The 20,778-nt window shown below is 28.6% G+C and carries 20 protein-coding genes, 1 rRNA gene and 1 pseudogene; 12 read left to right on the top strand and 10 right to left on the bottom strand.

From position 1 onward, the window contains the following. The first annotated feature begins 12 nt into the window (after window positions 1-12). Window positions 13-122 (top strand): 5S ribosomal RNA (rrf, locus tag KI686_RS05820). A 255-nt stretch (window positions 123-377) separates the two neighbouring features. Here rrf and gltD read toward each other — a convergent pair. The 9 genes and pseudogenes from gltD to KI686_RS05780 form a co-directional block, all read right to left on the bottom strand. Continuing rightward, a pseudogene (gltD, locus tag KI686_RS05815) lies at window positions 378-602 on the bottom strand (glutamate synthase); the annotation flags it as partial. Window positions 603-612: 10 nt separating this feature from the next. Then, window positions 613-1,893: a rod shape-determining protein RodA gene (gene rodA, locus KI686_RS05810; protein WP_237588323.1), complete on the bottom strand. Its 1,281-nt coding sequence runs from the start codon at window positions 1,891-1,893 to the stop codon at window positions 613-615. Continuing rightward, window positions 1,874-3,760 (bottom strand): penicillin-binding protein 2, encoded by a 1,887-nt coding sequence (mrdA, locus tag KI686_RS05805; RefSeq protein WP_237588322.1) that lies wholly within the window; start codon window positions 3,758-3,760, stop codon window positions 1,874-1,876. The genes rodA and mrdA overlap by 20 nt, the downstream gene beginning before the upstream one ends. Next, entirely contained in the window at window positions 3,760-4,263 is a 504-nt protein-coding gene (gene mreD / locus KI686_RS05800; protein WP_237588321.1) for a rod shape-determining protein MreD, read from the bottom strand. The genes mrdA and mreD overlap by 1 nt, the downstream gene beginning before the upstream one ends. Then, window positions 4,256-5,086, bottom strand: coding sequence for a rod shape-determining protein MreC (gene mreC, locus KI686_RS05795; RefSeq protein ID WP_237588320.1), 831 nt, complete (start codon window positions 5,084-5,086; stop codon window positions 4,256-4,258). Before mreC ends, mreD begins: the two co-directional genes overlap by 8 nt. A 19-nt stretch (window positions 5,087-5,105) precedes the next feature. Further along, window positions 5,106-6,134: a rod shape-determining protein gene (locus KI686_RS05790; protein ID WP_237588319.1), complete on the bottom strand. Its 1,029-nt coding sequence runs from the start codon at window positions 6,132-6,134 to the stop codon at window positions 5,106-5,108. A 76-nt stretch (window positions 6,135-6,210) separates the two neighbouring features. After that, window positions 6,211-7,737 (bottom strand): bifunctional phosphoribosylaminoimidazolecarboxamide formyltransferase/IMP cyclohydrolase, encoded by a 1,527-nt coding sequence (gene purH, locus KI686_RS05785; protein WP_237588318.1) that lies wholly within the window; start codon window positions 7,735-7,737, stop codon window positions 6,211-6,213. Between the two features lie 122 nt (window positions 7,738-7,859). Beyond that, window positions 7,860-7,988 (bottom strand): hypothetical protein, encoded by a 129-nt coding sequence (locus KI686_RS16775; protein WP_262913970.1) that lies wholly within the window; start codon window positions 7,986-7,988, stop codon window positions 7,860-7,862. A gap of 76 nt (window positions 7,989-8,064) precedes the next feature. Further along, a complete protein-coding gene (locus tag KI686_RS05780; protein WP_237588317.1) occupies window positions 8,065-8,517 on the bottom strand; it encodes a GAF domain-containing protein in 453 nt (150 codons plus the stop codon). Between the two features lie 52 nt (window positions 8,518-8,569). Between KI686_RS05780 and xrtF the strand changes: the two genes are divergently transcribed. From xrtF to KI686_RS05750, 6 genes are all read left to right on the top strand, one after another. Then, entirely contained in the window at window positions 8,570-9,106 is a 537-nt protein-coding gene (gene xrtF, locus KI686_RS05775) for an exosortase family protein XrtF (RefSeq protein ID WP_237588316.1), read from the top strand. Continuing rightward, complete coding sequence (locus KI686_RS05770; protein ID WP_237588315.1) at window positions 9,103-9,534, top strand: exosortase F system-associated membrane protein; 432 nt, start codon at window positions 9,103-9,105, stop codon at window positions 9,532-9,534. The genes xrtF and KI686_RS05770 overlap by 4 nt, the downstream gene beginning before the upstream one ends. 44 nt (window positions 9,535-9,578) lie before the next feature. Then, window positions 9,579-9,983, top strand: coding sequence for an HYC_CC_PP family protein (locus tag KI686_RS05765; RefSeq protein ID WP_237588314.1), 405 nt, complete (start codon window positions 9,579-9,581; stop codon window positions 9,981-9,983). Between the two features lie 78 nt (window positions 9,984-10,061). Next, complete coding sequence (locus tag KI686_RS05760) at window positions 10,062-12,305, top strand: TonB-dependent receptor (RefSeq protein WP_237588313.1); 2,244 nt, start codon at window positions 10,062-10,064, stop codon at window positions 12,303-12,305. Window positions 12,306-12,331: 26 nt separating this feature from the next. Continuing rightward, complete coding sequence (locus tag KI686_RS05755) at window positions 12,332-12,739, top strand: heavy-metal-associated domain-containing protein (RefSeq protein WP_237588312.1); 408 nt, start codon at window positions 12,332-12,334, stop codon at window positions 12,737-12,739. A gap of 4 nt (window positions 12,740-12,743) precedes the next feature. Continuing rightward, window positions 12,744-12,971, top strand: a complete 228-nt coding sequence (locus KI686_RS05750) for a heavy metal-binding domain-containing protein (RefSeq protein WP_237588311.1) — start codon at window positions 12,744-12,746, stop codon at window positions 12,969-12,971. Window positions 12,972-13,059: 88 nt separating this feature from the next. Here KI686_RS05750 and KI686_RS05745 read toward each other — a convergent pair whose 3' ends face one another. Beyond that, complete coding sequence (locus KI686_RS05745; protein WP_237588310.1) at window positions 13,060-13,746, bottom strand: Crp/Fnr family transcriptional regulator; 687 nt, start codon at window positions 13,744-13,746, stop codon at window positions 13,060-13,062. Between the two features lie 103 nt (window positions 13,747-13,849). On the opposite strand from KI686_RS05745, the gene KI686_RS05740 reads away from it, so the two are divergent. From KI686_RS05740 to ccoN, 5 genes are all read left to right on the top strand, one after another. Beyond that, the gene (locus KI686_RS05740) at window positions 13,850-16,225 is read left to right on the top strand and encodes a heavy metal translocating P-type ATPase (protein ID WP_237588309.1); all 2,376 of its coding nucleotides are present in this window, start codon (window positions 13,850-13,852) and stop codon (window positions 16,223-16,225) included. Between the two features lie 2 nt (window positions 16,226-16,227). After that, complete coding sequence (gene deoD, locus KI686_RS05735) at window positions 16,228-16,926, top strand: purine-nucleoside phosphorylase (RefSeq protein ID WP_237588308.1); 699 nt, start codon at window positions 16,228-16,230, stop codon at window positions 16,924-16,926. A gap of 11 nt (window positions 16,927-16,937) precedes the next feature. After that, window positions 16,938-18,308 (top strand): oxygen-independent coproporphyrinogen III oxidase, encoded by a 1,371-nt coding sequence (gene hemN, locus KI686_RS05730; RefSeq protein ID WP_237588307.1) that lies wholly within the window; start codon window positions 16,938-16,940, stop codon window positions 18,306-18,308. Between the two features lie 84 nt (window positions 18,309-18,392). Next, window positions 18,393-18,569, top strand: a complete 177-nt coding sequence (gene ccoS / locus KI686_RS05725; RefSeq protein ID WP_237588306.1) for a cbb3-type cytochrome oxidase assembly protein CcoS — start codon at window positions 18,393-18,395, stop codon at window positions 18,567-18,569. Between the two features lie 10 nt (window positions 18,570-18,579). Next, complete coding sequence (gene ccoN / locus KI686_RS05720) at window positions 18,580-20,775, top strand: cytochrome-c oxidase, cbb3-type subunit I (protein WP_237588305.1); 2,196 nt, start codon at window positions 18,580-18,582, stop codon at window positions 20,773-20,775. Window positions 20,776-20,778 lie beyond the last annotated feature (3 nt).

Raw genomic sequence — 20,778 nt, 5'->3', positions numbered from 1 at the left:
AGCTGAAAATTTTAGGGTGGTTATTGCATTGGGGCTCACCTCTTCCCATCTCGAACAGAGAAGTTAAGCCCAATAGCGCCAATGGTACTGCATTTATGTGGGAGAGTAGGTCGCCGCCTTTCTTTATGAAAGCCTCAATTCTTTTGAATTGAGGCTTTTTTTATGCTTAGAATTAAAAAGAAAAAGCTTAAAAATATAGAGTAGTGATTATTATAATGAGGTGTTTTAATGCTTTTTAATAGATTGTAGCATAGCAAACAAAGAGAACTATACTCTTAATTAAAAAGAACTCATAAACTCTTTAAATTAGATTAAAAACAAAAAACTCATCAGTTAATCACTGATGAGTTTTTTGTTTTTAATCATTATATAAAAGCTTACATAGCAACCAGATCTCCAGTGATGTCTTTACTTGGTAACTCTGATTTCCCCATTAAATATAAATCTACTTGGCGTGCTGCTTCTCTTCCTTCGGAAATAGCCCAGACAATTAACGACTGTCCTCGACGCATATCGCCTGCTGTAAAGATGTTCTTTACATTGGTCTGGTATTTACCATATGATGCCTGGTAATTTGATCGAGAATCTCGTTTAAGGCCTAAGAAGGATTGATTACCAATCATATTTTTTGTGAGCATCTAATCTGATAAAAATAAATAATAGTATTGTAAAACCCCATAAAGATGAACCTCCATAACTAAAGAATGGAAGAGGAATACCTACAGTTGGTAATAGACCTATTACCATACCTATATTAACAATTACATGAAATAGTAAAATTGAAGCAACTCCATAGCCATAAATACGACCAAATTTATTAGAATGAGTTTCTGATAAATAAATGATACGATATAACATCAACATAAATAAAATAATCACTAAGATACTTCCTATAAAGCCCCATTCTTCACCAACGGTACTAAATATATAATCTGTGTGTTGTTCTGGTACAAAATTTCCTTTGGTAATATCACCATTTAAAAAGCCTTTTCCACTGAGGCCACCAGAACTTATTGTTAACTCTGATTGATAAGAGTTATAACCAATGTTTTTATTGTCTGTTTTTAATCCTAGTAAAACTTCAAAACGATCTCTATGATGTTGTTTAAAAATATTGTTGTATGTAAAATTGGTGCCAAAAATAAATAATGTTACAATAGAATAAGCGATTAATATATAATGCCAGTTGAAACGTAAAAAACCTTTTCCTCCTTTATAAGTTATGTAAAGTGTAATAATTGTTAATAGAATTAATATTGCACATAAAACCCATAAATAGCCAAAGAGTATAGATAAAATAAATATTATTATAGCTAGAGAACCAAATAATATGTAATTAAGTGTTAAACCTTCTCTATTTAAAACAAAGAAAAATGCGAGGTATATTAAAGCAGAACCAGCATCTGGTTGGAGTGTAATTAATAATGCAGGTGTGAATATTATTATAAAAGCTTTAATTTGATTTTTTAATAATTTTAAATTGTATTGTCTATCAGTAAGTAATTTAGCAACAGCCAATGCGGTAAAAGCTTTTACAAACTCTGAAGGTTGTAAACCTAAAACTCCAAAATTATACCAAGATCTTGCTCCATTTATTTCTTTCCCGAAGATAAAAAGGCCAATAAGTGATAAAAGTGATACGACATAAAAAATACTAGCAAACTTCTCATAAAATTTTGAATTAAAAAAAAGTATAAGAATAGCTAACGGAATTGTTAAAAGTATAAAAATAAATTGTTTACCATATTTTGTAGAAAAATTAAAAAGTTCAAACTGTTCATCACTTTTTGATGCAGCATAGATATTCATCCATCCAAAACCAATAAGAGTGAAAAATAAAAAAACTAAAATCCAATCTATTCCTGCAAATATATTATTTCGTTCCTGACGCAATTTCTTGAGGTTTTTGAATTAATTGATCGTAAATATCTTGTAAACTTAAATCTAACATTCTTTGTTCTCTAGGTTTATCTTTTTCAGAAATACTTCCGTTTAAATATTTTTCAATTAATAAACTAGTTATTGGAGCGGCTATTGTAGAACCATAACCTCCATTTTCAACAAAAATTGCAATTGCAATTTTAGGATTTTCTTTTGGAGCAAAAGCAACAAGAATTGAATGGTCTGGCAACTGTATTTTTACTCCATTTCTTCTTATAAAATTCTCTGAAGTACCTGTTTTTCCACAGATATCAATTCCTTCAACTTGATTGTATTTACCTGTACCTGTTTTAAAAACTTCTTCCATAGCTTCTATAACGGGAGTAAAATATTGTTTATCAATTGATGTTTTATGAGGTTCTGTATATTTAGGATTTTTAATAGGCTCTTGATCTATTTTTTTTAGTATGTGTGGAGTATAAAAGAAACCTCTATTAGCAATAGCTGCTGTAAAATTTGCTAATTGAATAGGTGTTGTTAATACTTCTCCTTGACCAATAGCATTAGAAATGGTTGTAGAACCATTCCAAGAATACTTATAAGAATTGTCGTAATATTTACCTTGTGGAATAAAACCAGGACTACCTGCAGGTAAATCGTATCCTAAATAATTACCAAAACCAAAACTAGCTGCATGATCATGCCATTGATCAACGCCTTCTGATGGATTATTATTATGTTCTACTATTCTCTTATAAGTATTAGAAAAATAACTATTACAAGATCTTGCAATTGCAGATGTAAGGTCTACAGGTCTAGAAAAAATACCACAGTGACATCCCATAAAATCTGTAGATTTAGCACCATATCTGTAGCCATGATGACAATAAAATTTAGATTGTTCATTAATTACTTCTTCTTGAAGGCCAATTAACGCATTCATCATTTTAAATGGCGAACCAGGAGGATAAGCAGCCAGAAGACTTCTATCATAAGCTGGTCTACTAATAGAATCATTAAAAAGTAAAACTGAGTTTTTTGACCGTTTTCTACCAACAAGTAAATTAGGATCATAAGAGGGTGCTGTAACCAATGCTAAAATTTCTCCTGATGATGGTTCTATAGCAACAATTCCGCCTCTTTTACCAGACATTAGCTTTTGTGCATAAACTTGTAAATCTATATCTAATGTTAAAGTTAAATCTTTACCATGTGTAGGTAAAGTATCAAGTTGCCCACCTTTATAAGACCCAGTAACTTTATTAAGATTGTTTCTTTGAAGGTATTTTTTTCCTTTTTTTCCTCTTAATAAATGTTCGTATTGTTTTTCTATACCATCTTTGCCAATTAATTCTCCTGCTTGGTAATAATCACTTTTTTTTGCGAGTGATTGATTTACTTCACCTAAATAACCCAAAACATTTGCAGCTGCATTTATTGGGTATTTTCTAATGATTCTTTTTTGAATGAAAAAACCATGGTATTTATGAAGTTTTTCTTGTAAAAAAGCAAAATCATCTTTAGCTAATTGTTTTAGAAAAACAGAAGGTAAATAAGTAGCGTAATTTTTTGCTTTTTGTAAACGCTTTAAAAAATCTTCCTTATCAATTTTTAATAATGAACAAAACTCTAAAGTATCTAAGTTTTTGATTTGATTTGGCTGAATCATTACATCATAAGAAAGCTGATTAGCCACTATAAGTTTGTTATTTCTATCGTATATATAACCTCTTTCTGGATAATCATAAGTGATTTTTACGGCAGAATTATGAATAGGATCATAATTTGCACCTCTAATTATTTGAAGTTGAAATAACCTGCCAATAAAAACGATACCAACAATGGTAATTATTAAATAAAGTAAAAAACTTCTTTGCATTATTGCTCTTTAGTAAAAATATAGTTAGCTAAAAAAAATAAAACTAGTGTAAAAACACTAGAAAATAAAGTGTTTGTTAAAACACTTGTAAAGTTTTGAAAACTAAAATTAATAAAAGCAAAAAGAATAAAATGATGAATTATTGTTAAAGTTACTATATAGTTAAAAACTTTTCCGAAAGCTTCTGTTTGTAAGTTAAAAAAGCTATAATCTGATGGTAGTTTTTTAAAAAATACTCTTACAAAGAAGAGCCTTAAATAGGCTATGGTTATTATTGATAAAGCATGAATTCCGCCTGAATCTGAAAAAAAATCAATAATCAATCCTAATAAAAAACTAAAAAATAAAATAGGAAATTTATTTTCTTTTAAAGGAAAATAAAACACAAAAGCAATGTATAAGAAAGGGTTTATATATCCTAAGAAATTAATGTTATTTAAAACAAAAATTTGTAGAAACAATAAAAAAACAAAAAGAAGTATTAAATAAACTGTTTTATTCATCTACTAAATTTTCTAAAGATTTAATTTCTATTTTGTCTAAACTTTTAATAACATAAACATATCCTAAGTTACTCATGTCATTAAAAAGTTTAATATCAATTTTATTATCTGCTGTGTTACCTATGTTTATTTTTGTAATAGTACCTATTGGTATTCCTTCGGGAAAAATAGTGGATTTACCTCCAGTTTCTATAGTATCACCAACTTTTATAGGTGCTTGTCTAGGAATATCTAAAAGTTGTACTATTTTATAGTCTTTACCATCCCAAGTTAAAGTTCCAAAATAAAAGCTATTTTTTAAACGAGCATTTATTTTACTGTTTTTGTTTAAAATAGATTGAACTCTAGCATATTTATTTTTAGAATTGTCTGTTATACCAATAATTCCTTTACTGTTAATTACAGCCATTTCATGTTTTACTCCGTTGTTTTTTCCTCTATTTATTGTAATAAAATTAAAAGGATTTGTAAAATCATTTTTTATGATTTTAGCATTTATAAAGGAGTATTTTTGTTGAAAATTACTACTGTCGATTATTACTTTTTCTATGACAGAATCATTAATACTTTTATACTTTTGAAGTTGATTTCTTAGTTTTGTATTTTCTATACTTAATAATTCGTTTTCTGATTTTAAACTAAAATACTCAGAGATATTAGAAGATTTAGAATATAAACCTCCTGTAATAGAATTTGCAGAATTTACGTACTTACTTTTGTGAAAGTTAAGGTTGTTTAATGTTAGTGCAATAGCAATAAACGCTAACAATAAGTAAAACAGAAAATACTTAAACTTCTGAAAAAAATAGATAATCTGTTGCATTGTTAGAACTTAGAAACTACTATTTCATTAATACATTTTTATATTTGTTTAGTTCTTTTAGAGCAATACCTGTACCACGAACTACGGCTCTTAAAGGATCTTCTGCTACATAAACAGGTAGGTCTGTTTTTCTAGATAAACGTTTGTCTAAGCCTCTTAGCATAGAACCACCACCTGCTAAATAAATACCTGTATTATAAATATCTGCAGCTAATTCTGGAGGTGTTTTAGATAAGGTTTCCATTACAGCGTCTTCTATTCTTAAAATAGATTTATCTAAAGCTTTTGCAATTTCTCTAAAAGAAACTTGTACTTGTTTTGGTTTACCGCTTAATAAATCTCTACCTTGAACTAACATTTCATCTGGCGGAGTTTCTAAGTCTTCTGTTGCAGCACCAATAGTAATTTTAATTTTTTCTGCAGTTGTTTCACCAACATGTAAATTGTGTTGTGTACGCATGTAATAAGTAATATCACTTGTAAAAAGATCCCCTGCAACTTTTACAGATTGATCACATACAATACCACCTAAAGCAATTACAGCAATTTCTGTTGTACCACCACCTATATCTATTATCATATTTCCTTTAGGCTCCATAATGTCTATACCAACACCAATTGCGGCTGCCATAGGTTCATAAATTAAATAGATTTCTTTAGCATTCATATGTTTTGCAGAGTCACGTACAGCTCGTTTTTCTACTTCGGTAATACCAGAAGGTATACAAATAACCATTCTTAATGCTGGTGGAAACAATTTCTTTTTGATAGAAGGAATTTGTTTTACAAATTCTTTAATCATTTGTTCAGACGCTTCAAAATCTGCAATTACTCCATCTTTTAAAGGACGAATTGTTTTAATATTTTCATGGGTTTTTCCTTGCATTAAATTGGCTTCTTTACCAATTGCAATTATGTTACCAGATATTCTGTTTCTTGCAACAATTGAGGGACTGTCAATAACCACTTTACCGTTGTGGATTATAAGAGTATTTGCGGTACCTAAATCAATCGCAATATCTTCCGTCATAAAATCGAAAAAACCCATAAAATATTTTGTTGTTTATTTTTAATGTATTAATACAAATTTACTGAATTTATATGTGTGAAATACATTATAATTATTAATGTTTAAAATGTCTTGTTCCTGTCATAACCATAGAAATATTATTGTTATTACAATAATCTATACTTAATTGGTCTTTAACAGATCCACCAGGTTGTATAACGCTTGTTATTCCTGCTTTATCTGCAATTTCTACACAGTCTGGAAAAGGGAAAAAAGCATCACTTGCCATAACAGCTCCTTTTAAATCAAAACCAAAAGAATTTGCTTTTTCTATAGCTTGTCTTAATGCATCAACTCTACTTGTTTGCCCTGTACCACTTGCTAATAATTGATTATTTTTTGTAAAAACAATTGTATTAGATTTTGTGTGTTTACATATTTTAGATGCAAATAGTAAATCTTTTAACTCACTTTCTGTGGGTTTAGTATTTGTTACATATGTTAAATCTTCTAGTTTATCTGTTTTAGCATCTTTATCTTGTACTAATAAACCGTTTAAAGCTGTTCTAACATTTTGAGCAGGTAATTCTGTTGTTTTCTGAATTAAGATAACTCTATTTTTCTTTCCTTTTAAGACAGTTAGAGCTTCATTAGAATAACTTGGTGCAATTACAACTTCACAAAATAATTTATGAATTTCTTCTGCTGTTTCTAAATCTATTTCTTTATTAGCTATTAAAACTCCACCAAAAGCAGAAACAGGATCTCCTGCTAAAGCATCTAAATAAGCTTGTTTAATAGTAGTTCTTTGTGCAAACCCACAAGCATTGTTATGTTTTAAAACAGCAAATGTTGGGTCTTCTCCAATAAATTCGTTCATTAAATTTACAGCAGCATCTACATCTAATAAATTATTGTAGCTTAATTCTTTACCGTGTAATTTATCAAACATTGCATCTAAGTCTCCAAAGAAATATCCTTTTTGATGAGGGTTTTCTCCGTAACGTAATGTTTTAGAAGTTTGTTCGCTAGCTTTGTAAACTACTTCTTCTTCGTTAAAATAATTGAAGATAGCCGTATCGTAGTGAGAAGAAATGTTAAAAGATTTTGCAGCAAATTTCTTTCTTTGTTCAATAGATGTTTCTCCATTGTTTTCAGAAATGATAGATAAAAAATCTTCGTATTGATCCATAGAAGAAACAATAAAAGTATCTTTAAAGTTTTTTGCAGCTGCTCTTATTAAAGAAATACCTCCAATATCAATTTTTTCTACAATATCTTGTTCAGAAGCACCAGAAGCAACTGTTTTTTCAAAAGGGTATAAATCTACAATTACTAAATCTATTTGCGGAATGTTGTATTCTGCTAATTCAGCAACATCACTTTCGTTATCTTGTCTGTTTAATATTCCTCCAAAAACTTTTGGGTGTAAAGTTTTAACTCTTCCTCCTAAAATTGATGGGTAAGAAGTAACCTCATCAACAGGTACAACATCTATACCAAGTTCTTTGATAAATTTTTCTGTTCCTCCTGTAGAGTAAATAGTTACATTTAATTCGTCTAATTTTTTTACAATAGGAGCTAAACCATCTTTGTGAAAAACTGAAATTAATGCAGATTTAATTTTTTTTGAAGTATTCATTTTTTGTTATGTTGTTAAGAGTGCAAATCTACATAAACATTGAGTGAATCACAATAAAAAAATGGTAACAAAAAAGGTAAGTAATTAACAATAAAAAAAGAGTAATTTTTGTAAAAAAAAAATTACTCTGCATTATCTAAAAAGTCTCTAAACCAATCTATAAAGTTATTTAATAAACTTGCTTTTTCAGAACTGTGGTTACGAGCCAAGTTACTACCAGAAAAGACAGCGTTAGAGTCTTGATTTTTCATTTTTTATGATTTTAAAATTTGACAATTACATTATTTTCATCAAATCTAATAAAAACATAAATATAAATCAATAAAATTAAAGTATTTGTGATAATTTATTGCAAATATACTCTAAAAGCTCTTCATCTTTTGAAGAAAATGTATTTGCAGTGTGAGAATCTATGTCTATTTGACCAATATTTTCTCCATTAACAAAAATTGGAATTACAATTTCTGATTTTACTTTCCAACCACAAGAAATATAATTGTCTTGTTTTGTAACATCTTGTACTACAAAGTTTTTATTACTAACAGCTACTTGCCCGCAAATTCCTTTTCCGAAAGGAATAATAACATGTTCTGTTTCTTCACCAGTATATTGCGCCAATTTTAATTCGTTTTTATCTCCATTTTTAAAGTAAAAACCAACCCAATCATAGTAAGAAATTTCGCTCTCTAAATAATCGCAAATTGCTTGTAATTTTTGCTCTATTTTATTGTTAGAAGCAATTATATTATCTATTTCAATTTTTAAAATATCTGTATTCATTTTGTATATTCGTTAATTATAAATAATTCGGCTAAATTAAATTATTTTTTTTGTGAAGAAACATAAAAATGTTATCATATTTCTACTTAAGTTTTTTGTAACCTATTTTATCTTAGTATCTATCTATAATGGTTACTTACAAAAATCACAACAAAAAGGCGATGTTTATAAAACATCAACCATAACAAGTTTAGTTGCAGACCAAACAGTACAAACACTTTCTTTGTTAAATTATAATGTAAAAGCAGAACAGCATGATAAAGAATTGTCTGTAAAATTAATAATAGAAGGTAAGTATACAGCTAGAGTAATAGAGGGTTGTAACTCTATAAGTTTAATTATTTTATTTATTGCTTTTATTGTTGCTTTTGCAGGTTCTATAAAAGCTACTTTATTATATTCTATTTTTGGTAGTTTATTAATTTATGTAATTAATATTTTAAGAATTTCTTTTTTAACTGTAATGATTTATAAATATCCTACAAAAACAGAAATTTTACATGGTTTAATTTTTCCTGCAATAATTTACGGAACCATTTTTTTACTTTGGGTTATTTGGGTAAATAAGTTTTCTAATTATAAAAAATGAATAAATACATAAAAATCATATTTGTAATATTACTTTTTATCTTGTTAATTTTAGTTAGAACATTTCAAAAAGAATTGTTTTACGATCCTTTAATAGAATATTTTAAAAACGATTACTTGTATAAACACATAGATGATTTAGATTTTTGGCGATTAATTTTAAATATGTTTTATAGATATTGCTTAAATTCTCTAATATCATTAAGTATTATTTGGGTTTTATTTTTAAGAAAAGATTATTTTAAGTTTTCTGTTTTTTTCTTTGTAATAGCTTTTGTGGTTTTAATTATACCGTTTATATTTCTACTGAAAAATAATTTTGAAAATGGTTATTTATTGCCATTTTACATACGTAGATTTATAATTCATCCCATATTTTTGTTGTTATTATTACCTGCTTTTTATTATCAAAAGCTGAGTAATAAGTAATTCTGTTGATTATTAAATTTTCTTATTGTAGCTTTGCACAAGTAATGAAACAGATTTTTTCTAAAATATTGTCTTTTTTATTAGCACTATTTGTGCTTTTTTCTACCTTTTCTTTTACGGTAGAAAAGCACTATTGTGGAGATTTTTTGGTTGATGTTTCTTTTACAGGAGAAACAGATGCTTGTGGTATGTCGGTTGATAAAACAACTACAACAATTAAAGCAAGTTGTTGTAAAGATGAAATACATAAAGTAGAAGGCCAAACACAATTGCAAGTAAATAAAGTAGATAAAATTACTTTTGAAAAAGAACAATTTCTAACTGCTTTTGTTATTTCTTACAGAGATTTATTTATCACTAATAAATCTAATAAGTATTTTTACTCAAACTTTTCTCCGCCAGATCTTCATCAAGATTATCAGGTTTTATACCAGTCTTTTTTAATTTGATTTTTAATTTTTAACACACTGTAGTCACTTTTTTTATAAAGGTGATTTAATAATGTTATTAATTAAAATTTTAAAAAAATGAAAAAAATATTTATAAGTAGTATTCTGCTATTTATACCATTCATTCTCTTTTCTCAAACTACATTTAAAGGAATGATTATGGATAAAAATAATCCAAAAGATAATTTAGGCGTTGCAGATGTAACAGTACATTGGTTAAATACAAACGTAAGCGCTATTACAAATAAAAAAGGTTGGTTTACAATAGATTATAAACCAGAATACAAAAAGCTAGTAGTTAATTATTTAGGTTATAAAACCGATACTTTAACAATTACAAGTTTAAAACCAATACATCATTTTATAACACCAGAAGGCGATTTAGAAGAAGTTGTAATTAAAAGTAAACGAAAAGCAGTTCAGAAAAACTTTTTAGCAACTACAAATATGTTTACAGTAAATGCCGATGAGCTTTTAAAAGCAGCTTGTTGTAATTTGGCAGAAAGTTTTGAAACAAATCCGTCTATAGATGTTAGTTTTTCTGATGCTTTAACAGGTACAAAACAAATACAAATGTTAGGTTTAACAAGTCCGTATTTGTTAGTAGCACAAGAAAATATACCTTCTGTAAGAGGAGCATCTCAAGCATTTGGTATGACTTTTACACCTGGTACTTGGGTAGAAAGTATACAAATTACAAAAGGAGCAGGTTCTGTTGTAAACGGATACGAAAGTATTTCTGGGCAAATAAATGCAGAATTAGTAAAGCCATTTACAGATAATAAATTGTTTGTAAATGCTTATTCTTCTTTAAACGGAAGATTGGAGTTAAATACACATTTCAACCAAAAAGTAACAGATAAATGGTATACAGGTTTGTATATTCATGGTGATTATAGAGGAGAAAAATTTGATAATAATGATGATGGTTTTATAGATATGCCTTTATCAAATCAAGTAAATGTAATGAATCGTTGGCAATATGTAGATTCAGAAAAAGGATGGATTGGTTTTGTAAATGTTCGTTTTTTAAATGATGAAAAACAAACAGGAGAAATTAATTTTAATCCATCGATAGATAAAGGAACAACAAATTCTTGGGGAAGTGAAATTGATACAAAACGTTTTGAAACTTCTGCAAAATTAGGATATGTTTTTCCAGAATTGCCTTTTCAAAGTATAAGTTTACAATTTGCTTATAGCAATCATGAACAAGATTCTTATTTTGGATTAAATACCTATGATATAAAACATCAAAGTATTTATTCTAACATCATTTTTAAATCTATTATAGGTGATACAAGAAACAATTTTAAAACCGGAATTAGTTTTACACATGATGATTATGACGAAGTTGTAAATCTTACAGATTACGGAAGACAAGAAACTTCTGTAGGTGCTTTTTTTGAATATGCATATGATAATTTAGATGATTTTAGTTTAACGACTGGTTTGCGTGTAGATAATCATAATTTATTAGGCACATTTGCAACACCAAGAATTCATGCAAGATATGTACCTTGGGAAAATGGAGTCTTTAAAGCATCTGCTGGTAGAGGAAAAAGAAGTGCAAATATCTTTGCAGAAAATCAACAATTATTTGCAAGTTCTAGACAGATAAATATTGATAATGTAGGCGGTAATATCTATGGCTTAAATCCAGAAATTGCTTGGAATTATGGGGTTTCTTATATGCAAAAGTTTAATTTATTCAATAAAAAAGGAGACATTACTTTTGATTATTACAAAACAGATTTTGAGAATCAAATTGTTGTAGATTGGGAAAATCCACAAGAAATATCATTTTATAATTTAGACGGAAAAAGTGTTGCAAACAGTTTTCAAGTAGAAATAAATTACAATATAGCGCCTTATTTTAATTTTAGAACTGCATATAAATATTTTGATATTTCTACAGATTATAAATTGGGTAATTTGCAAAAACCAATTCAGCCTAAAAACAGGTTTTTTGCAAACTTGTCTTATGAAACGCCTGTAAATGAAAACAATGCCAATTGGAAATTTGATGTAACTTTTAATAATATAGGTAAACAACGTTTGCCAAACACAGCATCAAATCCAGCAGAATATCAATTGTCAGAATTTTCAAATCCATATCAATTAATTAATTCTCAAATTACAAAAGTATTTTCAGAAAAGTTTGAAATATATGTAGGAGGTGAAAATCTTACAAATGTAAAACAAGAAAATCCTATCATAGCAAGTGATGATCCTTTTGGAGAAAATTTTGATACAACAATTGTGTATTCACCTATATTTGGACGTACAATTTATGCCGGATTACGATTTAAAATTAAATAATTAACAATAAATAAAAATCATAAAAGATGAAAAAAATAGTTTTAGTATTCAGTTTGTTTTTGATTGGGTTTTCTGTTCAATCTCAAGAAGTAAAAAAGAAAAAAAATGCAAAAGTATCTTTTGAGGTAGATGGTATTTGCGGAATGTGTAAAACAAGAATAGAAACAGCTGCTTTAAAATCTAAAGGAGTAAAATTTGCTGTTTGGGATGTAAATACTCATCAATTAAATGTTATTATGGATGAGCGTAAAACTGATGTTTTAACAATTCAAAAAAATATAACAAAAGTTGGGCACGATATTATTTTAGAGGATGATAAAAAAATAGTTGCTACAACAGAAGCTTATAACTCTGTACATCCTTGTTGTAAATATAGAGATGAAGAAATTATAACAGACCATGAAGGAGAGTTAAAAAAACAAAAGAAAAATTAATTTGATGAAAAAGATAGTTATTGTATTAGTTGTAATTTTTTCTGTAAGTTTATCTTTTACAGCGTGTAAATCAGAAAAAAAAGAAGTTAAAAAAGAGCAGATTTCTACAGAAGCAGATGAGATTGCAAAATACCAATGCCCTATGAAATGCGAAGGTGATAAAACCTACGATGAAAAAGGTAAATGTCCTGTTTGTGAAATGAAATTAGTAAAAACAACAGATTTAGAATAAGTCATAAAAAAAACCGGTAAATATCTTTTACCGGATTTTTTTATAAAAATTGTTTTAGCTTAATTGCTTAAAATTACGTTTTATACACTTAAAAGCCTTGCGATATTCTTTCTAATTCGCTAGAATTAAGAATGGAAATTTGTTTCCCCTTAAACATAATAATTTTATTTTTCTTAAGGTCAGATAAAAGTCTAATAGCAGATTCTGTTGCCGTACCAATAATATTAGCAATATCTTCTCTAGAAAGATAAACATCAATTACGTTCTCTTTATTTGTGCCAAATTTTGCCTGTAAGTTTAAAAGAGTTTCAGCTAATCTTTGCTTAACTGTTTTTTGAGCCATGTCTACAATAACATTATCGGCTTGTTTTAAGTTATTGGCCATGTCTTTTAAAACACTCAAAGAAAAGTTAGGGTTTTTCTCTAAATCTTTCATTATTTCTTCTTTAGGTATAAAGCAAACTTGCATATCATTTAAAGCAATAGCTTTTAAGTTAGAAGTTTCATCAGAAATTAAACTTCTTTCACCTAATAAATCTCCTTTAGTAACAAGACCAATTATGTGGTTCCTTCCGTTTTCACTCATTTTAGAAACCTTACAAACACCTTCTCTAATGCAAAAAACACCTTTTAAACGATCTCCTTCTTCAAAAATAGCCTCTCCTTTTTTAATGGTTTTAGATGTTTTACAATTAGACATTCTTATTAGTTCTTCTTTACTTAAATGTTGTAAAGAATTTAATTGTCTAATAATACATTGTTCACATTTACTCATACCCCTCACTAAAGATTGTAAATCAAAGATATTAAAATTGTGACAAATATCATGTTTTAAAATAACGACTTATCAGAAATTTGCTCTAGGCAAAAGAGTAAATATGAAATCTACACAATGTTATCACTGCGGTGATTCTTGTGATAATAGTTTAATAACATTTAACGATAAAACTTTCTGTTGTAACGGTTGTAAAACAGTTTATGAAATTTTTTCTGAAAATGATTTAACGTGTTATTACAATTTTCAAGACAATCCTGGTGCAATCCCTACAGAAATTGAAGGGAAATATAATTTCTTGGATAATAAAGAAATTACTGAAAAATTACTTGATTTTAATGATACTAATACACAAATAGTAACATTATTTATACCGCATATTCATTGTAGTTCTTGTATTTGGGTTTTAGAAAACTTACACAAATTAAATGTTAGTATATCTTCATCTCAAGTAGATTTTCCAAAGAAAAAAGTAAGAGTAACTTTTAATTCTGCAGAAACATCATTAAAAGAAATTGTATTGCTTTTAAGTTCTATTGGTTATGAACCATATATTAGTTTAGAAGATTATGAAGCCGGTAAAAAAACAGTAGATAGAAGTTTAATTTACAAATTAGGAATTGCAGGTTTTGCATTTGGTAACGTAATGTTTTTGTCTTTTCCGGAATATTTTGAGGTTGATGGATTTTGGATAGAAAAATACAAACCAATTTTTAGATGGTTAATGTTTTGTTTTTCATTACCCGTAGTTTTTTACGCTGGTAACGATTATTTTATTTCTGCATTTAAAGGGTTACGCTCTAAAATATTAAATATTGATGTACCAATTGCGTTAGGTATTTCTGTACTTTTTATAAGAAGTTCTATCGAAATTATTTTGGATTTAGGAACCGGTTTTTTTGATAGCTTAACTGGTTTGGTTTTTTTCTTGCTTTTAGGGAAATTTTTTCAACAAAAAACGTATAATTTTCTGTCTTTTGAGCGTGATTATAAATCATACTTTCCTATTGCAGTTACAAGGATTTCTAAGGATAATAAAGAAGAAAATATACAGATTTATGATGTAGAAAAAGGAGATAGATTATTAATTAGAAATCAAGAATTAATACCTGTAGATGGTATTTTAATTAATGGTAATGCAGCTATAGATTATAGTTTTGTTACTGGTGAAGCAGAACCAGTTGCTAAAAAATCTGGAGATAAATTATTTGCTGGCGGAAAACAATTGTCGGGAGTTTTAGAAATGGAAGTTTTAGCATCCGTTTCACAAAGTTATTTAACCCAATTATGGAGTAACGATGTTTTTCAGAAAGATAAAAAATCGCATTTTAAAACAATTACAGATAAAATTAGTAAAAACTTTACAATTATAGTTTTATCAATTTCTATTATATCAACGGTATTTTGGTTGTTTTTTGATGTAAGTAAAGCATTAAATGTATTTACTGCAGTTTTAATTATAGCTTGTCCTTGTGCAATTGCATTAGCAGCACCTTTTACATTAGGTAATATGTTGCGCATTTTTGGAAAGCAAAAATTCTATTTAAAAAATGCGACAGTTGTAGAGCAATTAGCTAAAATAGATTCGTTAATTTTTGATAAAACCGGTACGCTTACCACTCATAAAGAAAACACTATTACTTATGATGGAATTGCCTTAAATACTCAAGAAAAAAGCATTTTAAAAAGTTCTTTAAGAGCTTCTAATCATCCGTTAAGTAGAACTTTATATAATAGTTTTAAAGAAATAGAAACAGTTGTAATTTCTAATTATAAAGAAGTTGTTGGTAAAGGGATTAAAGTTGATTATAAAGACATCAACCTAAAACTAGGTTCTTCTTCATTTGTTAAAAATAATGATGAAAAATCTACTTTAGATACTTCTGTTTACATCAGTTTTAATAATGAATATAAAGGGAAATTTACTTTTAAAAATTCTTACAGAAAAGGCGTAAAAGAGCTGTTTAATTCGTTGAAATCTAATTTTGATTTATCTGTTGTTTCTGGAGATAATGAAGGTGAAAGAGTTTATTTACAAGAAAATTTACCAAAAGAAACTACATTATTATTCAATCAAAAGCCAGAAGATAAATTAAAAGTAGTTGCCAAACTTCAAGAAAAAAATAAAAAAGTTGCCATGATTGGCGATGGTTTAAATGATGCTGGTGCTTTGGCACAAAGTGATGTTGGTATTGCTTTATCAGAAAATATTAATGTTTTTTCTCCTGCTTGCGATGCCATTTTAGATGCTTCAAAATTTAATAAAATAGCAACTTATATCAATGCTTCTAAAAAAGCCATACAAATTATAAAGTATTGCTTTATACTGTCTTTATGTTACAATATTGTTGGTTTGTATTTTGCTGTAACAGGTCAATTAAAACCAGTAATAGCAGCAATTTTAATGCCTTTAAGTTCTATTAGTATTGTGGTTTTTACAACAATAGCAACCAATTTATTAGCAAAAAAAATTAAATAATTATGAGTCTTCACATTTCAGCAAAAAAAGGAGAAATAGCCGAAACTGTTTTGTTGCCAGGAGATCCGTTGCGAGCAAAATGGATTGCAGAAACATATTTAAAGGATGTAAAATTATATAATGATATTAGAGGTATGTTTGGGTTTACGGGCTTTTATAATAATAAGAAAGTATCTGTACAAGGAACAGGAATGGGCATTCCATCAACTTTAATTTATGCTACAGAATTGATTACAGAATACGGAGTTAAAAATTTAATTAGAGTTGGTTCTGCAGGTTCTTATCAAAAGGAAATTAAAGTTAGAGATATTGTTATCGCTATGTCTGCATCAACAAATTCTGGTTTAAATAAAATCCGTTTTAACGGAGCAGATTATGCTGCAACAGCAAGTTTTCAATTGTTTCAAAAAGCAATTGAAATTGCAAAAGAAAAAGCAATAGCTGTAAAAGCAGGTAATGTTTTTAGTTCTGATGAGTTTTATGCAGATGATTTTAATAGCTATAAAAAATGGGCAGCATATGGTGTTTTATGTGTAGAAATGGAAACTTCTGGTTTGTACACTGTTGCTGCTAAACACAAAGTAAACGCGTTATCTATTCTTACAATTTCAGATAGTTTGGTAACTAATGAAATTACTACTGCATCTGAAAGAGAACATACATTTAAAGAAATGATAGAAATAGCTTTAGAACTTGTTTAAAATATATAAAAATGAAAAATTCTTTAATACAAAAATACAACGTTCCGGGGCCTAGATATACAAGTTATCCAACTGTGCCTTATTGGGATAAAGAAGGAATAGATAAAGAAATTTGGAAACAATCTTTTCAGGCATCTTTTAAAGAAAGTAACGCATCCGAAGGTATTAGTATTTACATTCATTTACCTTTTTGCGAGAGTTTGTGTACGTTTTGTGCTTGTCATAAACACATTACTAAACGTCATGAAGTAGAAGAAGAATATATAGAAACGGTTTTAAAAGAATGGAAATTATATGTTGCCTTGGTTGATGAAATTCCGGTTATTAAAGAATTACATTTAGGTGGCGGAACACCCACTTTTTTCTCAAAAGAAAATTTAGAATATTTAATGGATGGAATTTTTTCTCTCTCTAAAAAACATCCAGAAGCAGAATTTAGTTTTGAAGGCCACCCAAGTAATACAACAAAAGCACAATTACAAACATTGTACAATTGTGGTTTTACAAGAGTTAGTTATGGTGTACAAGATTATAATATAAAAGTACAAACCGCAATTCATAGAATTCAACCTTTTACAGAGGTAGAAAAAGTAACAAAATGGGCAAGAGAAATTGGTTACACATCTGTTAGTCACGATTTAATTTTTGGACTTCCGTTTCAAACAAAAGAAAACGTAATTCATACAATTAATAAAACCAAAGAATTACAACCAGATAGAATTTCTTTTTACAGTTATGCACATGTGCCTTGGGTTAAAGGAGTTGGTCAAAGAGGTTTTAATGAAAGTGATTTGCCAAAAAACGAAGAAAAAAGAGAACTCTACGAAATAGGAAAAGAACTTTTTGCAGAGTTAGGTTATATAGAAATTGGTATGGATCATTTTGCTTTAAAAACAGATAGTTTATATAAAGCAACAATTAACAAAACATTACACAGAAATTTTATGGGTTATACCGCCAACAAAACTCAATTAATGGTTGGTTTGGGTATGTCTGCAATATCCGATTCTTGGTATGCATTTGCACAAAATGTAAAAACGGTAAAAGAATATCAGCAAATTGTAAACTCTGGAGAAATTCCAATATTTAGAGGTCATTTATTATCTAAAGAAGACAGAATTATAAGAAAACATATCTTAAATATGATGTGTCATTTTTCTACTTCGTGGGAAGAAAAATCAATGAGAATAAACAATATAGATACTCATTTAGATTTGTTAAAAGAAATGGAACAAGATGGTTTAGTTGTTATTGATAAGAAATCTAAATCTTTACAAATACCAGAAAAATCAAGACCATTTGTAAGAAATATATGTATGGCTTTTGATGCACATTTATTAGAAAATAAACCTAAAACTAAGTTGTTTTCAATGACAATTTAGAGGAGAGTTTTTCAAGTATGATAAATATCATATTATTAGAATACAAGCATTATTACTTTTGAATTATTAATTATCAGGCAAGATATGAGCGTAATATACCTACTACTAACTATTAGTATAATAGTAGCAATCTTATTTTTTATTGCATTTATTTATTCGGTAAAAAAAGGTCAGTACGATGATTCGTATACACCTTCTGTCCGTATGTTGTTTGATGACGAACTAGTTATAGACAAACAAGAAAAATCAACTTTAGACTAAATTTTATATTATGGAAATGCAACAATTTTATTACGATAATAAAATCGTTAAAAAGTTTATTTACGCCACCTTACTATGGGGAATAGTTGGGTTTTCTGTAGGTTTACTTTTGGCTTTTATGTTTTTATTCCCAAACCTTACCGATGGTATTTCTTGGTTAAGCTTTGGGCGTTTAAGACCATTACACACCAATGCAGTAATTTTTGCTTTTGTGGGTAATGCAATTTTTGCAGGGGTTTATTATTCGTTACAAAGATTGTTAAAAGCAAGAATGGCAAGTAACTTTTTAAGTAACTTTAATTTTTGGGGATGGCAATTAATTATTGTTGCAGCAGCAATTACGTTACCGTTAGGGTATACTTCTTCTAAAGAATATGCAGAGTTAGAGTGGCCTATAGACATTGCAATTGCATTAGTTTGGGTAGCTTTTGGTGTAAATATGATTTGGACAATTTTGCAAAGAAGACAACGCCATTTATATGTAGCAATTTGGTTTTATTTAGGAACTTTTGTAACAGTAGCGGTACTACATATTTTTAATAGTTTAGAGTTACCTGTTAGTTTCTTAAAATCTTATTCTGTATATGCAGGCGTACAAGACGCTTTGGTACAATGGTGGTATGGCCATAATGCAGTAGCATTTTTCTTAACAACTCCGTTTTTAGGATTGATGTATTATTTTGTGCCAAAAGCAGCAAATAGACCAGTTTATTCTTACAGATTATCAATAGTACACTTTTGGTCTTTAATCTTTATTTATATATGGGCAGGTCCTCATCACTTATTATACACAGCATTACCAGAATGGGCACAAAATTTAGGTGTGGCATTCTCTGTAATGTTAATTGCGCCATCTTGGGGAGGTATGATAAACGGGTTGTTAACATTAAGAGGTGCTTGGGATAAAGTAAGAACAGATCCTACTTTAAAATTTATGGTAGTTGCAATTACAGGTTATGGTATGGCAACTTTTGAAGGGCCAATGTTATCACTTAAAAACGTAAACGCAATAGCACATTTTTCTGATTGGATTATTGCACACGTACACGTTGGGGCATTAGCTTGGAATGGTTTCTTAACATTTGGTATGTTGTATTGGTTAATACCAAGAATGTTTAAAACAAAATTATTTTCTACAGGTTTAGCTAATTTTCATTTTTGGGTTGGTACGCTAGGTATTATAATGTATGCATTACCAATGTATGTAGCTGGTTTTGTACAGGCTTCTATGTGGAAACAATTTAACCCAGACGGATCTTTAACCTATGGTAATTTCTTAGAAACTGTAAACGAAATTATACCAATGTATTGGATGCGTGCAATTGGTGGTAGTTTATATATTTTAGGAGCAATAGTAATGTTGTATAATGTTGTTAGAACCGTAAAATCTGGTAGTAATGTTACAGATGAATTGGCAGAAGCACCAGCATTAACAAAAGTCTCTAAATACAGAACAAAAGGAGAAGGCTACCATACTTGGTTAGAAAGAAAGCCAATTAAATTAACAATATATGCAACAATTGCAATATTAATTGGTGGTGTAGTTCAGATAATTCCAACATTGTTAGTAGAATCTAATATACCAACAATTAGTAGTGTAAAACCATACACACCTTTAGAATTAGAAGGTAGAGACTTATATATAAGAGAAGGTTGTGTTGGTTGTCACTCACAAATGGTAAGACCTTTTAGAAGTGAAGTAGAACGTTACGGAGAATATTCTAAAGCTGGTGAATATGTGTATGATCATCCATTTTTGTGGGGATCTAAGCGTACAGGACCAGATTTACACAGAGTTGGACAGAAATATAATGATAGCTGGCACTTAAATCATATGTACGACCCTCAAAGTACATCACCAGGTTCTATTATGCCGTCATACAAATGGTTGGTAAGAAATGAACTAGATAAAACTGCTACAGAAGATAAAATGAGAGCTATGGTAACATTAGGAGTTCCTTATACGGATGATGAAATAGCCAATGCACAAGAATTAATGCTAGCACAAGGAACAACAATTGAAGAGAACCTTTATTCAGATCCAGATTTTGTAAAAAGTTATGAAGCAGATAAAAAGTATGCAAAAGATAATAACAAGCCTTTTGTAGAAATGAGAAATAGAGAAATTGTTGCGTTAATAGCTTACATACAACGTTTAGGTACAGATATTAAAGTTAAAGAAGAACAAAAAACAGCTAAAAGATAAGAG

The sequence above is a fragment of the Polaribacter sargassicola genome (genome assembly GCF_021991835.1).
In the GTDB taxonomy this organism is placed as follows: Bacteria; Bacteroidota; Bacteroidia; order Flavobacteriales; family Flavobacteriaceae; genus Polaribacter; species Polaribacter sargassicola.
This window is presented reverse-complemented; position numbering and strand designations above follow the sequence as displayed.